This window comes from Stenotrophomonas sp. YJH_SMC_48-3, from assembly GCF_059369375.1.
Map to the genome: position 1 here is coordinate 67,433 of NZ_JCAFSQ010000004.1, position 14,463 is coordinate 81,895.

Consider the following 14,463-nt stretch of genomic DNA (forward strand, 5'->3'; position numbering starts at 1 on the left):
GCTCAGGGCTTGTTGGCGATCAGCGAAATCACTTCAAAGTGCGGCGGGCGTTTCTCGCGGGTGACCGTCTCCAGGCTGGACACCTGCAGGCCGGCCTTGTCGACGAACCTGCGCAGCTCCTTGTCGCTGAAGCCGAGGTTGACATGGCCATAGGCCTCCACGGCGGCCTTGTGCTCGTGGCGCGCCAGGCTGCACAGCAGCAGCCGGCCACCGGGCCGCAGCACGCGCGCGGCTTCGGTCACCGCCTGCGCCGGCTTGCTGGCGTAGGTCAGCGCGTGCATCAGCACGACCAGATCGAAGCTGGCATCCTTGAACGGCAGTGCATGCATGTCGCCCTCGCGCACTTCCACGTTCGGCAGGCGGCGCAGGCGTTCGCTGGCGGCGGCGACCACGCGCGCGCTGGTGTCGATGCAGATGTAGCGCTTGGCATGTGGGGCTACCAGTTCGGCCAGCACGCCGTCACCGGAAGCGATATCCAGCACGTCGCCGGTCTCCAGCAGCGGCAGCGCGGTACGCGCCAGTGCCTCCCAGGTGCGGCCAGGTGAGTAGTGGCGTTCCATGTCGCCGGCCACGCTGTCGGCCCAGTTCTGGTCCGAGGCGCGGTGCGCCAGCACGGCGGCGACGCGTTCGGCATCCTGGCGCAGCAGCGGGTCATCGCTTCCGTTGCTCAAGGCATGCCACAATGCACGCTGCGCCGGGTCCAGCTGGGCCTCGTCGAAGCGGTAGTACGCCGACACGCCAGCACGGCGGTCGCGGACCAGGCCGGCTTCCTTCAGGCGTGCCAGGTGGGTGGACACGCGCGGCTGCGCCAGCCGGGTGATCGCCGACAGTTCGGCCACGGTCAGTTCCTCCTGCTCCAGCAGCGCCAGCAGGCGGACGCGAGTGGCATCGGCGAACACCTTCAGGCGGGTCGACCAGTCTTCCAGATCCATAAACATCTACCTATCGCGATATAGAGATATATTCGCCGAGAGGGCCTGTCGCGGTCAAGTCGGCAGCGTACGGAAGCAGCCGGCCCCCGGTACAATCGAGGCACCTGGGCGCGCCGTATGCGGCCCATAACTTCATGTACCCGGGAGGGTGTTGTGGATTTCAGCTTTACCGAAGAGCAGTTGATGCTGCAGGACGTGGCGCGGCGTATCGCGCAGGAGAAGATCGCCCCGAGCGCGGAGCATCATGACCGTACCGGCGAGTTCCCGCTGGACAACATTCGCCTGTTGGGCGAGAACGGCCTGATGGGCATCGAAGTGCCGACCGAATACGGCGGCGCGGGCATGGACCCGATCGCGTACGTGCTGGCGATGGTGGAGGTCGCCGCCGCCGACGCAGCCCATTCGACGATCATGTCCGTCAACAACTCGCTGTTCTGCAACGGCATCCTCACTCACGGTTCCGAGCAGCAGAAGCAGAAGTACGTGCGTGCCATCGCCGAGGGCGAGGCCATCGGCGCGTTTGCGCTGACCGAGCCGCAGTCCGGCTCCGACGCCACGGCCATGCGCTGCCGCGCGGTGAAGCAGGCAGACGGCACCTTTGTCATCAATGGCAAGAAGAGCTGGATCACCTCCGGCCCGGTGGCAAAGTACATCGTGCTGTTCGCGATGAGCGAGCCGGACAAGGGCGCACGCGGCATCACCGCCTTCCTCATCGACACCGACAAGGCCGGCTTCGGCCGCGGCAAGACCGAGCCGAAGCTGGGCATCCGCGCCTCGGCTACCTGCGAGATCGAGTTCAACGATTACGTGGCGCGGGGCGAAGACGTGCTGGGCCAGGAAGGCGAGGGCTTCAAGATCGCCATGAGCGTGCTCGATGCCGGCCGCATCGGCATCGCTTCGCAGGCCATCGGCATCGCCCGTGCCGCCTATGAAGCGACTCTGGAATACGTGAAGGAGCGCAAGGCGTTCGGCGCGGCCATCGGCACTTTCCAGATGACCCAGGCCAAGATCGCCGACATGAAGTGCAAGCTGGACGCAGCGCTGCTGCTGACCCTGCGCGCGGCGTGGGTGAAGGGCCAGGGCAAGCGCTTCAGCAATGAGGCTGCCATTGCCAAGCTGACCGCCTCTGAGGCGGCAATGTGGATTACCCACCAGGCCGTGCAGATCCACGGCGGCATGGGGTATTCCAAGGAAATGCCGCTGGAGCGCTACTTCCGTGATGCCAAGATCACCGAGATCTACGAAGGCACCTCGGAAATCCAGCGCCTGGTGATCGCACGCAACGAGACCGGGCTGCGCTGATGGACACGACGGGGCGGCGATTGCCGCCCCGTTTCCTCTGCGCTGTCAACGTGGCAACCGGCAAACGATATCCTTTCCATTCCATTCACAGACGGTCTGAAGGGATTCCCGTGGCATTCCCGGATGCATGGTCACGCCGTAGAGCCGGGCGGAGTCAACCCATCGTTCGAGCTCGCCGGCATCGTCAAAGCGATAGTTGCCGATGAAGCTCCGGGCCATCTCTGGATCGGTTGCCGCACCATCCGGAATCTTGTTGCCCTTGGCGTCACGGCTTTCACCTTGCACATAGCGGGCTTGATCAACCGCAGAAGGCGTGATGACCAGCGTGGTTTTTGAACCATCGCGCCATGTGATCCGATAGATGGCGCTGTCAATGCCGACGGTCTTGCTGACGAAGCTCAGGCCGATCGAGGAAAGGAATGTTGCCATGCCGTTCCAGGCGGCCGACGATGTTGTCGCCCCCGTGAAGGCCTTGCCGATGTCACCTTCCAGCCTTGATCGCTCAGTGGCCATCTGAACGACATCGTAGGCGTTGAGGTTCTTGTGCTCTTCCGGGAAGCTTATGCCGTTGGCGTATTGCGGGTCATCAGGATGAACCTCGTACTGGACTCCTCTTCCGGCCCGCTGCCGCGGCGCGAACTGTACGGTTGGCACGTTGTTGTCGAGCATGCCCATGATCCGATTGAAGGATGCGTTGATTGGCCCGGGAATCTGCGCCCTTGTTGCGCGATAGCGCCGTAGCTCGCGATCGTATTCCACATCGAAACCATGGATCCGGCGCTGCTGGAAGTCGGCGACGATGGTCGGCCCCGTACCCGAGGAAAGCGCCAATGCGCGCGGGTCACGACAGTTGTCGCAGACGAGGACGCCTGCCGCGTGGCTGTCCTGGATGCTGCTGGCCGCGAGTAGCGCGCCAAACAGCAGGGCAGGGCAGCTGAAGAATCGTAGTGGTGCTCTTTCCATGATCAGTCTCCTGGAGGGCTTCGGATCGATTGCCGTCGAGACATCTGGATAGCAGCGATCCGGGCGTGCCGCATTTCTGTGTGCCCATGAATCCGGGGTGGGTGGCTTTCTGCGAACACGGTAGACGCCTTGAGCGCTTCGGTGTCGGGTGATGCCTTCCGGCGCAGCGGTCGAGGCTTCTCAATACAGTCCGTATGCGACCGGTCTCCGTGCAGTCGATGTGTCAGCGATCCATTGGCATTCCGGCTCGATGAGCGCAGAATGCTCCGCCGTTCATGGACACCACCACATGCTCATCTATCGAGGCGCGGGGCTGCTGATCCTGCTCACACCGATCGCTGCCGTGCTGCTCATCCTCATCCTGTTCCCGGATCCAGTGGTGGGTCGCGGCAATACTTCACTCGGCCAGGTCCTGGTGGCGTTCGGCCTTGGCTCAGCAATCAATACGGTGCTGGGTTTTGTGCTCAATCGAAAGCCGCGTGCACATGGCCTGCATGCTCCGCATCACTTCTTCTTCCTGCCGATGCAATGGCCTGCGATGGCGGTTGTGGCGGTGTGCGTGGTGGTGGCGCTGCTGCGCTGAGACGTTGCCCGAACAGCGCCAACCAAGGTTGGCGGCTACCGGGCATGCCGTTGCTCCGGTAGATGCCAACCTGGGTTGGCATGGATGCAGAAGCGGCAACAAAAAAGGCCCCGGATCGCTCCGGGGCCTTTTCGTTTCAGCGCACCGCCGGATCAACGATCCGGGCGGTGGGCGGACTCTGCGTCGCGCTGGCGCTCCATGAACTCCTTCGACGGTTCATCCAGCTTGTCGCCCAGCATGCGGCGCACGACCACGAAGAACACCGGGATCATCAGCAGGCCGAGCAGGGTGGCGAACAGCATGCCGCCGATCACGCCGGTGCCGATGGCGTGGCGGGAGTTGGCGCCGGCGCCGGTGGAGATCGCCATCGGGATCACGCCCATGATGAACGCGAACGAGGTCATCAGGATCGGGCGGAAACGCAGGCGGGCCGCTTCGATGGTGGCATCACGCAGGTTCTTGCCTGCTGCGCGCTGCTCCACCGCAAACTCCACGATCAGGATCGCGTTCTTCGCCGCCAGGCCGATCACGGTGATCAGGCCGATCTTGAAGAACAGATCGTTGGGCAGGCCGCGCAGCATCGACAGGCCGAGGGCACCCAGCACGCCCAGCGGCACGACCAGCAGCACCGCCACCGGGATCGACCAGCTTTCATACAGGGCGGCCAGGCACAGGAACACCACCACGATCGACAGCACCAGCAGCAGGGTCGCCGCGTTGCCGGCCAGGATTTCCTGGTAGGACATGCCCGACCAGTCGTAGCCGAAGCCGGCCGGCAGGTCGTCGTTGACGATGCCTTCCATGGTCTGCATCGCCTCACCCGAGCTGGTGCCCGGTGCCTGCGAACCGACGATGTTGATCGCCGAATAGCCGTTGTAGCGGCTCAGCGACGGCGGCGCCGACACCCATTCGGACTTGACCACCGTGTTCAACGGGATCATCGCGTTGGTGCCATCGGCGTTCTGGGTCAGGCTGGACGGGCTGTAGAAGCTCTTCAGCGATTCCTGGCCAGTGCGGTACGGACCATCGGCCTGCATGGTCACGCGCTTGATGCGGCCTTCGTAGAAGAAGTCGTTGACGTACACCGGGGCCAGCATCAGCTGGATGGTGCTGTACACGTCCGACACCGACATGCCCATCGACTGCGCCTGCACGCGGTCCACGTGCAGCTGCAGCTGAGGCGCGTTTTCCAGACCGTTGGGGCGCACGCCAACCAGGTGGTCCGGCTTCTGCGCGGCCTGGCCGAGCAGGATGTTGCGGGCCTGGGTCAACTGTTCGTAGCCGGCACCGCTACGGTCCTGCAGCCACATGTCAAAGCCACCGAACTGGCCCAGGCCCTGCACGGTGGGCAGGTTGACCACGAAGATCTGCGCTTCCTTGATGCCGTAGAACGCGCCGTTCATGTTCTGGATGAACTCGGGCGCGGTGAACTTGCGTTCCTCCCACGGCTTCAGGCGGATGAAGCCCATGCCCACGTTCTCGCCGGAACCGACGAAGCTGAAGCCGGCCACCTGCAGCATGCCTTCATAGCCATCCTGCTTTTCCAGGATGCCACGCATCTGCGCGAACACTTCGTTGGTCTGGCCCTTGGTCGAGCCCGGCGGCAGCTGCACGATCGCCAGCGCATAGCCCTGGTCTTCTTCCGGCAGGAAGCTGCCCGGCATGCGGGTGAACAGGAAGCCGCACAGCGCGGTCAGCACCACGAACAGGATCATCCAGCGCGGCGCATGGCGCACCGCAGAGGTGATGTGGCCCACATAGGTGTGGCTGATCTTGTCGTAGTACTTGTTGAAGGTGCGGTAGACGATGTTCGGGTTGTCGTTGTGCGTCGGCTTGAGGAAGGTCGCGCACAGCGCCGGCGTGAAGCCCAGGGCCAGGAACGCCGAGAATGCCATCGAGATGGCGATGGTCAGCGCGAACTGCTTGTAGATCTCACCGGCGGCACCGCCCTGCAGGGCGGAGGGGATGAACACCGCGGCCAGCACGACGGTGATCGCCACCACCGCACCGGTGATCTGGGTCATCGCCTTCTGCGTGGCAGGCTTGGGCGCCAGGCCCTCCTCGGTCATGATGCGTTCGACGTTCTCGATCACCACGATCGCGTCGTCGACCACGATGCCGATCGCCAGCACCATCGCAAACAGCGTCAGCTGGTTGATGGTGAAGCCGATCATCCACATGCCCAGGAAGGTACCGAGCAGGGCGACCGGGATCACCAGGGTCGGGATCAGGGTGGCGCGGAAGTTCTGCAGGAAGATCAGCATCACCAGGAACACCAGCAAGACCGCTTCAAACAGGGTCTTGACCACTTCCTGGATCGAGATCTTGACGAACGTGGTGCTGTCGTACGGCGAGAACCAGGTCACCCCGGACGGGAAGCTGGGCTGCAGCTCATCCATCTTGGCGCGCACCGCTTCGGCCACGTTCAGGGCATTGGCGCCCGGCAGCAGCTGGATGGCGAAGGCGCCGGTCGGCTTGCCGTTGTACTGGGTGTCGAAGCCGTAGTTGTTGGCACCGAATGCGACGCGGGCGATGTCCTTCAGCAGCACGCGCGAACCGTCAGCGTTGGCGCGCAGGATGATGTTCTCGAATTCCTGCGGCGAGCTGAAGCGGCCTTCGGCCGAGACCGTGGCGGTGAAGTGCTGGCCTTCCGGCGACGGGTCCGAACCCAGCGCACCGGCGGCGAACTGCACGTTCTGCGCACGTACCGCGGCCAGTACCTGGCTGGCCGACAGGCCATAGCCCTGCATCTTCTCCGGGTTCAGCCAGATGTTCATGGCGTACTCGGAACCGAACTGCTGGGTGCTGCCGACGCCGGGGATGCGCGAGACCTGGTCGAGCACGCGCGAACCGACGATGTCGTTCAGGGCGTCACGGTTGATGGTCGGGGTATCGGACTGCAGCGCCACCACCATCAGGAAGCCGGCGTTGGCCTTGGCCACCACCACGCCCTGCTGGGTCACTTCCGAGGGCAGGCGTGGCGTGGCCAGCGAGACCTTGTTCTGCACCTGCACCTGGGCGATGTCCGGATCGGTACCGGTCTCGAAGGTCAGGGTGATCTGCGCACGGCCGTTGGACGCGGACGAGGAACTGAAGTACAGCAGGTGATCGATACCGGTCAGCTGCTGCTCGATCACCTGGGTGACCGATTTTTCCGTGGTGTCGGCACTGGCACCCGGGTAGGTCGCCGAGACGGTGACCTGCGGCGGGGCGATGTTGGGATAGGACTCCACGCCCAGGTTGAGGATCGCGATCACGCCGCTGAGCGAGATCAGGATCGCAACCACCCAGGCGAAGACTGGATGTTCGATGAAAAATTTAGGCATGACGGAAGGTTCCCGTTACTGCTTGTTCGAATCGGTGGCGGCCGGCTTGGCCGCATCGGCCTGCTCGGGCTTTGCAGCGTCGGCCGGTGCCTTGCCTGCGGCCGGTGCCGCGCCCGCCGGAGCGGCGCCGCCTGCGGCAGGCTTGCCGTTGGCGTCTTGCCCCGGGGTCCACGGCTTGGCCACCGCCGGTGCACCTTCCTTGACCTTCTGCACGCCGGCCACGATCACCTTGTCACCGGCGGCCAGGCCGTCGCTGACCAGCCAGTTGCCGTTCTGCGCGCCATCGGTCTTCACGTTCTTGCGCACGACCTTGCCGTCGGCGCCGACCACCATCACGTAGCCGCCGGTGGTATCGCGCAGCAGGGCCTGCTGCGGTACCAGGTAGGCGTTGTTGCGCTCGCCCAGGTTGGCCTGGAAGCTGACGAAGGCACCTGGCAGCAGGATCTGCTGCGGGTTCGGCAGCACAGCGCGCAATGACACTGCACCGGTGGCCGGGTCGACCGTAGTGGAGGAGAAGTCCAGCGTGCCCGGCTCGCTGTAGATGCTGCCATCGGCCAGCTTCACTGCCACCGTCGCCTTGCCGTCGCCGGACAGCGCCAGCGCGCCCTTGGCCTGCTGCGCGCGCAGCTGGGTCAGTTCGTCCACGCTCAGCGAGAAGTTCACGTACAGCGGGTCGAGCTGATCGACAGTGGTCAGCAGGGTCACATCGCCCTGGCCGACCAGCGCGCCCTCGGTGACCTGCTGCTTGTTGGCCACGCCACTGATCGGCGCGGTCACTTCGGCGTAACCCAGGTTGATCCGCGAGGAGGTCACGGCGGCTTCGGCCTGCTTGACCGCGGCCAGCGCGGTGCGCTCGGCCGACTCGGCGTTGTCCAGGTCGGACTTGGAGACGAACTGCTGCGGCGCCAGCGAGCGTGCACGGTCGGCGGCCACCTTGGCGTTGGCGTAGGTCGCGCGGGCCGAGGCCAGCTGCGCTTCAGAGGCATTGAGCGAGGCACGCAGCGGCGCCGGGTCGATCAGGAACAGGGTCTGGCCCTGCTTGACCTGCGAGCCTTCCTGGTAGACGCGCTTGAGCAGCACGCCCGGCACCCGCGCGCGCACGTCGGCACTGCGGAACGGCGACAGGCGGCCGACCAGCTCACGCTGCAGCGGCAGGGTCTGCGGCTTGGCGTCGATCACGCCCACCTCCGGCGGCGGGGGCGTCTGCTGTTCCGGCTTCTTGCAGGCAGCCAGCGCGACAGCAACGGCGCACGTCAAGGCAAGGGTGCGGAGTGGGGCGGTCATCAGGAGGAACTCCGGGGTTGGTTTGTAGACGGGGCCGCCGACGGCTGTGGCGCGAAGGCGCGCAGGAAGCTGTCGACGGAGAACTCTGCCCAACGCCGACGCAGCAGTGCGTCATCACGGTGGGGGGTATGGAAACGCTGTTTGTCGAAATCCTGACCGGCAATCATGCTCAGCAGCAGTTCGGCCATGAAGTGCGGGTCGTCATGCCGGAGCTGGCCACGCATGCAAACGGTTTCAATCCATTCAGCAAGATGAAGCGTCAGCGCGCCGGCACCGTGCCGGTACAGCGTACGCGCCTCTTCGGGAAACTGGGCCGCATCGGCGGCAATCAGCCGGCAGGCCTGGCCCACGTGCGGTTGGTTGAAGTGCTCCAGGAAGTCAATGGCGAACTGGAGCAGGCTGGCACGCAGGTCGTCAGTGCGGAGTGCACGGACCATGGCGCCGGTGGCGTGGCCCACATGGCGCTGCATCACTCGGCGCAGCAGCTCCTGCTTGCTGCCGTAGCGCGAGTACAGGGTCTGCTTGGAGCAGCCCGCATGCTGGGCCACTGCGTCCATGCTCATCTGCATGCCCTGCTGGGCCAACAGCTGGCGCACGGCTTCGAACACGCGCTCATCGCGTGCGTCGAGGGCAACGGGGAGGTAGGCCGGATTCACGCGGTGGACTATACCGTCCAGTTCAGGATTGTGGAATCGAAACGGCGTTGCCGCGTGTGTCTTCCGGTAACACGCTTTGCCAATCCTGTCGCCAGAGCCGAACCGGGCGCCATCACCCTACCGGCGCGAACTGAATAGGCGTCTAAACCGCAGCAAACCCGAATCTGCTTATTCCGTCCTGCAGCAAGGCCTTTTCCCGCGGTAGGGCTACAATTTCATTTTCCCAACTGAGCAAGCGCATCGCTCTGCCATGAAACCGCAAAAAACCGCAGCCAAGACCGTGAAAAACAAGACCAAACCAGCAGAAGCGGAGGTCGCAGTGACCGCTGGTTTCTCCCTGGAGCCGGTGTACACGGCCTTGCGCAAGCGCTACCCCGCGGCCGCACAGGCCGAAGCAGTGGCCTTTGCCACTGACTTCTACAAGCGTATGGAGGCGGACGAGTTCCCGCACCACAGCGCTGAAGAGTGGGCCGCTCTCGCGGCTGAGACGCTGGAATTCGCCCGTGCCCGCAAGGCTGGCAAGGCCAACGTCCGCGTGTTCAATCCGACCGCGAAGGCCAACGGTTGGGAATCGCCGCATACCGTGCTGCAGATCGTCAACGACGACATGCCGTTCCTGGTCGACACCGTCACCATGTCGCTGGCCGAGCAGGGCGTGGGTGTCCACGTGCTGGGCCACCCGGTGCTGCGCTTCACCCGCGACAAGGCCGGCAAGCTGGTCAAGGTCGGCGAGGGTGATGCCGAGTCGGTGATGCTGCTGGAGATCGACCGCCAACCGGCCGACGCCATGGCCGCCATCGAACAGGCCATCAACAAGGCGCTGGATGAAGTGCGTGCGATCGTGCGCGACTGGCAGCCGATGAAGGACAAGGCGCTGGCGCTGGCCGACGACCTGGGCAGCCGCCAGCTGCCGGTCGACGACGCGTCGCGCAAGGAAGCACAGGAGTTCCTGCGCTGGGCCGCTGACAACCACTTCACCTTCTTCGGCTACCGCGAGTACCGCGTCGAGAAGCAGGGCAAGGAAGAGGTGCTGGCGCCGCTGAACGACACCGGCCTGGGCCTGATGCGCGGCAAGGACAAGTCCGCCGCCCGTCCGGTCAAGACCCTGGCCGCGCAGGGCCTGAACACCACGTCCGGTTTGAAGGACGCGCTGATCCTGACCAAGACCAATGCCCGTTCGCGCGTGCACCGCGCCGGTTACATGGACTACATCGGCGTGCTGGAGTTCGACGCCAAGGGCAAGATCATCGGCGAGCAGCGTTTCCTCGGCCTGTTCACCTCCAGCGCCTACAACCGTCGCCCGTGGGAAATCCCGCTGGTGCGCCAGCGCCACGAGCACGTGATGAAGCAGTCCGGCCTGGCCCCGGCCAGCCACAGTGGCAAGGCCCTGCGCCATATCCTGGAAACCCTGCCGCGCGAAGAACTGTTCCAGTCCAGCGAGGACGAACTGTTCCGCACCGCGATGGGCGTGCTGGGCCTGCAGGAACGCGTGCGCAGCCGCCTGTTCCTGCGCCGCGACAAGTACAGCCGTTTCATCTCCGCGCTGGTCTACCTGCCGCGCGAGCGCTTCAACACCGACGTGCGCCTGCGCATCGAAGCGATGCTGAAGGACGCGCTGCACGGCGAGTTCGTCGACAGCTCGGTGGTGCTGGGCGAATCGCCGCTGGCCCAGGTGCACCTGATCGTGCGCCCGAAGCCGGGTGAAATGCTCGACGTCGATACCGCCGAACTGGAGCAGAAGCTGGCCCAGGTCCTGCGCAACTGGCAGGACGACCTGCGCGAGGCGCTGGTGGCCCGCCATGGCGAGACCGAAGGCTTGCGCATCGCCGCCCGCATCGGCAAGGCGCTGCCGGCCGGTTACATCGAAGACAACAGCACGGCTGTTGCGGCCAACGATGTCAGCCAGCTCGACGCGCTGACCGGCCCGGACGACCTGCGCCTGAGCCTGCAGGCCGTGCCGCGCGAAAGCGGCGATGGTCTGCGCCTGAAGCTGTATCGCCAGCTGGACGACATCCCGCTGTCGGACGCGCTGCCGATGATGGAAAACATGGGCCTGCGCGTGATCGCCGAGCGTCCGTACCGCCTGTCGGTCGACAACGCACCGGTATACGTGCAGGACTTCGAGGTCGAGTCCACCGCTGGCGCGATCGATGCCGCCAGTGTCGATGAAGCCTTCGGCGAGACCTTCGCCCGCGTCTGGCACGGCGATGCCGAGAACGATGGCTTCAACCGCCTGGTGCTGGCGGCCGGCCTGCACTGGCGCCAGGTCGCCATGCTGCGTGGCTACTGCAAGTACCTGCTGCAGACCGGCGTGCCGTTCTCGCAGGCCTACGTGGAAGGCACGTTCGCGCGCTACCCGCTGCTGGCCCGTCTGCTGGTCGAGCTGTTCGAAGCCCGCTTCGATCCAGCCACCGGCCACGAGAGCAAGGACGACATCGCCGCCGGCCAGGCCCAGCTGAAGGCCCACTTCGATGTGCTGGCTGCTGGCGACGAGGCCACCCTGAAGGTGCTCAAGACCGTGGTCGACGCCCGCAAGGGCGACCGTGACGCGCAGATGCAGGCCGCGCGCGATGCGCTGCTGAAGCTGATGGACCGCGTGTCCAGCCTGGACGAGGACCGCATCCTGCGCTCGTTCATGGGCGTGATCGACGCGACCCTGCGCACCAGCTACTACCAGACCGATGCCAACGGCCAGCACGGCCATGTCATCAGCTTCAAGTTCGATTCGGCGCTGGTGCCGGACCTGCCGAAGCCGCGCCCGTACCGCGAGATCTTCGTGTACGGCCCGCGCGTGGAAGGTACCCACCTGCGCTTCGGTGCGGTTGCGCGTGGCGGCCTGCGCTGGTCGGATCGTCGCGAAGACTTCCGTACCGAAGTGCTGGGCCTGGTCAAGGCACAGATGGTCAAGAACACCGTCATCGTGCCGGTCGGCGCGAAGGGTGGCTTCTTCGCCAAGACCCCGCCGGTGAACGGCGACCGCGATGCGATCTTCGCCAACGGCGTGGCCTGCTACAAGCTGTTCATCCAGGGCCTGCTGGACATCACCGACAACATCGTCAACAACAAGATCGTGCCGCCGGTGGATGTCGTGCGCCACGACATGGACGATCCGTACCTGGTGGTGGCCGCCGACAAGGGCACCGCGACCTTCTCCGACATCGCCAACGGCCTGGCCGTCGCGCACGGCTTCTGGATGGGCGATGCGTTCGCCTCCGGTGGTTCGGTCGGCTACGACCACAAGGGCATGGGCATCACCGCGCGCGGTGCGTGGGAATCGGTCAAGCGCCACTTCCGTGCGCTGGGCCGTGACAGCCAGAGCCAGGACTTCACTGCGGTCGGCGTCGGCGACATGTCCGGCGACGTGTTCGGCAACGGCATGCTGCTGTCGCGCCACATCCGCCTGGTCGCTGCGTTCGACCACCGCCACATCTTCCTGGACCCGAATCCGGATGCGGCCACGTCGTTCATCGAGCGTGAGCGCCTGTTCACCCTGCCGCGTTCGAGCTGGGCGGACTACGACACCAAGCTGATCAGCAAGGGCGGCGGCGTGTACCCGCGCAGCCTGAAGTCGATCGAGATCACCCCGCAGGTGCGTGAGGCGCTGGGCCTGGACGAGAACGTCAAGGCGCTGTCGCCGAACGATCTGATGAGTGCGATCCTGAAGGCACCGGTCGACCTGCTGTGGAACGGTGGCATCGGTACCTACGTCAAGGCCGCCAGCGAACAGCACAGCGACGTCGGCGACCGTGCCAACAACGCGCTGCGCGTGAACGGTGGCGAGCTGCGCTGCAAGGTGGTGGGCGAGGGCGGCAACCTGGGCATGACCCAGCTGGGCCGCATCGAAGCTGCCCAGGCTGGCGTGCTGCTCAACACCGACTTCATCGACAACTCGGCCGGTGTCGACACCTCCGACCATGAAGTCAACATCAAGATCCTGCTCAACGATGTGGTGCGGGCCAAGAAGCTGACCGTCGAGCAGCGCAACAAGCTGCTGGCCTCGATGACCGATGAAGTCGCCGAGCTGGTGCTCAACGACAACTACCGCCAGAACCAGGCGCTGAGCCTGATGGAGCGGATGGCGGTCAAGCGCCTGGGTTCCAAGCAGCACTTCATCCGCACCCTGGAACAGCAGGGCCTGCTGGATCGCCAGATCGAGTTCCTGCCGTCCGACGCCGAGCTGTCCCAGCGCAAGGCGCGCGGCCAGGGCCTGACCCGCCCGGAACTGTCGGTGCTGCTGTCCTACTCCAAGCTGGTGGCGTTCAACCAGCTGCTGGATTCGGACATCCCGGAAGATCCGTACCTGTCCAAGGAACTGCAGCGCTATTTCCCGACCCCGCTGCAGAAGAAGTACGCCGACGCGATGGAGCGTCACCGCCTGAAGCGCGAAATCATCGCCACGGCCGTGACCAACCAGACCATCAACCGCATGGGCGCCACCTTCCTGATGCGCATGCAGGAAGACACCGGTCGTTCCATCGCCGAGGTTGCCAAGGCGTACACCATCAGCCGTGAAACGCTGGATGCACGCGCGCTGTGGGCGCAGATCGATGCCCTCGACGGCAAGGTGCCGGAGTCGGTGCAGATCGACGCACTGGAAGTGATCTGGAAGCTGCAGCGTTCGTTCGTGCGCTGGCTGCTGTCGCGCCCAGGCGCGATGCCGGGCATCACCGAAGCGGTCAACCGCTACCAGGGACCGTTCAACGACATCCGCGTTGCCTCGGGTGTGCTGCCGGATTCGCAGCGTCCGACCTACGAGGCCCTGGTGGCCGAGTGGAAGGAAAAGGGCCTGCCGTCTGCGCTGGCACAGCAGCTGGCCGAACTGCACTTCCTGGAACCGGCGTTCGACATCATCGAACTGGCCCGCACCCGCAAGCTGAAGCCGGTGGACGTGTCCAAGGTCCACTTCCGCCTGGGCGATGCCCTGCAGCTGCCGTGGCTGTTCGAGCAGGTCGACGCGCTGGAGGTCAACGGTCGTTGGCACGCCGTGGCACGTGGCGTGCTGCGTGACGAGCTGGCCGCCAACCACCGCAACCTGGCCGGCCAGGTGCTGGGCACCAAGGGTGGCAGTGCTGAAGCCAAGGTGGCCGCCTGGATGGGCCGCGACGACAACAGCCTGCGCTTCACCCTGGCGATGCTGGCCGAACTGGCCGAGCAGAAGACCCTGGACTACCCGACCGTTTCGGTCGCAGTCCAGCGCCTGGGCCAGCTTGCTGCCCACGGCGCGTAAGTGACGTAGCGCCGGGCCATGCCCGGCCTGCGTGGAGAAAAGGAGCGGCCCCGCGAAAGCGGGGCCGTTCTGCATTGCCTTGGTAGTGCCGGCCGCTGGCCGGCAACTGCATGAACCGTTATCGGCTGAAGCTGCCGGCCAGCGGCCGGCACTACCGGGTATGCTCTTGCTGGCACACCCACCCGGATCC

Annotated in this window: 8 protein-coding genes; 3 read left to right on the forward strand and 5 right to left on the reverse strand. The window is 65.2% G+C overall.

From position 1 onward, the window contains the following. Nucleotides 1-2: 2 nt before the first annotated feature. Nucleotides 3-932: an ArsR/SmtB family transcription factor gene (locus tag AC5P65_RS07535; protein WP_019660391.1), complete on the reverse strand. Its 930-nt coding sequence runs from the start codon at nucleotides 930-932 to the stop codon at nucleotides 3-5. Nucleotides 933-1,085: 153 nt separating this feature from the next. Between AC5P65_RS07535 and AC5P65_RS07540 the strand changes: the two genes are divergently transcribed. Then, on the forward strand, nucleotides 1,086-2,234 hold the full coding sequence (locus tag AC5P65_RS07540) for an acyl-CoA dehydrogenase family protein (protein ID WP_180832399.1): 1,149 nt from the start codon (nucleotides 1,086-1,088) through the stop codon (nucleotides 2,232-2,234). Between the two features lie 45 nt (nucleotides 2,235-2,279). Here the strand turns inward: AC5P65_RS07540 and AC5P65_RS07545 are convergent, their stop codons facing one another. After that, nucleotides 2,280-3,197, reverse strand: a complete 918-nt coding sequence (locus tag AC5P65_RS07545; protein WP_180832401.1) for a hypothetical protein — start codon at nucleotides 3,195-3,197, stop codon at nucleotides 2,280-2,282. A gap of 151 nt (nucleotides 3,198-3,348) precedes the next feature. Between AC5P65_RS07545 and AC5P65_RS07550 the strand changes: the two genes are divergently transcribed. Beyond that, nucleotides 3,349-3,780 (forward strand): hypothetical protein, encoded by a 432-nt coding sequence (locus AC5P65_RS07550; protein ID WP_241744937.1) that lies wholly within the window; start codon nucleotides 3,349-3,351, stop codon nucleotides 3,778-3,780. A 152-nt stretch (nucleotides 3,781-3,932) separates the two neighbouring features. On the opposite strand, the gene AC5P65_RS07555 is transcribed toward AC5P65_RS07550, so the two are convergent. Genes AC5P65_RS07555 through AC5P65_RS07565 form a run of 3 tightly spaced genes read right to left on the reverse strand, consistent with a single transcriptional unit; the run spans nucleotide 3,933 to nucleotide 9,046 of the window. Then, nucleotides 3,933-7,106: a multidrug efflux RND transporter permease subunit gene (locus tag AC5P65_RS07555; RefSeq protein ID WP_019660387.1), complete on the reverse strand. Its 3,174-nt coding sequence runs from the start codon at nucleotides 7,104-7,106 to the stop codon at nucleotides 3,933-3,935. A gap of 15 nt (nucleotides 7,107-7,121) precedes the next feature. After that, nucleotides 7,122-8,390, reverse strand: a complete 1,269-nt coding sequence (locus tag AC5P65_RS07560) for an efflux RND transporter periplasmic adaptor subunit (protein WP_111098205.1) — start codon at nucleotides 8,388-8,390, stop codon at nucleotides 7,122-7,124. After that, on the reverse strand, nucleotides 8,390-9,046 hold the full coding sequence (locus AC5P65_RS07565; RefSeq protein WP_019660385.1) for a TetR/AcrR family transcriptional regulator: 657 nt from the start codon (nucleotides 9,044-9,046) through the stop codon (nucleotides 8,390-8,392). The genes AC5P65_RS07560 and AC5P65_RS07565 overlap by 1 nt, the downstream gene beginning before the upstream one ends. Before the next feature lie 250 nt (nucleotides 9,047-9,296). Here AC5P65_RS07565 and AC5P65_RS07570 point away from each other — a divergent pair, with 250 nt between their 5' ends. Then, a complete protein-coding gene (locus tag AC5P65_RS07570) occupies nucleotides 9,297-14,273 on the forward strand; it encodes an NAD-glutamate dehydrogenase (RefSeq protein WP_111098203.1) in 4,977 nt (1,658 codons plus the stop codon). Nucleotides 14,274-14,463: the final 190 nt, after the last annotated feature.

What these genes read in the sequence shown, in the direction of transcription:
- AC5P65_RS07535 (WP_019660391.1), bottom strand. Translation starts at nt 932, where the DNA reads ATGGATCTGGAAGACTGGTCGACCCGCCTGAAGGTGTTCGCCGATGCC.
- AC5P65_RS07545 (WP_180832401.1), bottom strand. Translation starts at nt 3,197, where the DNA reads ATGGAAAGAGCACCACTACGATTCTTCAGCTGCCCTGCCCTGCTGTTT.
- AC5P65_RS07550 (WP_241744937.1), top strand. Translation starts at nt 3,349, where the DNA reads ATGCCTTCCGGCGCAGCGGTCGAGGCTTCTCAATACAGTCCGTATGCG.
- AC5P65_RS07555 (WP_019660387.1), bottom strand. Translation starts at nt 7,106, where the DNA reads ATGCCTAAATTTTTCATCGAACATCCAGTCTTCGCCTGGGTGGTTGCG.
- AC5P65_RS07560 (WP_111098205.1), bottom strand. Translation starts at nt 8,390, where the DNA reads ATGACCGCCCCACTCCGCACCCTTGCCTTGACGTGCGCCGTTGCTGTC.
- AC5P65_RS07570 (WP_111098203.1), top strand. Translation starts at nt 9,297, where the DNA reads ATGAAACCGCAAAAAACCGCAGCCAAGACCGTGAAAAACAAGACCAAA.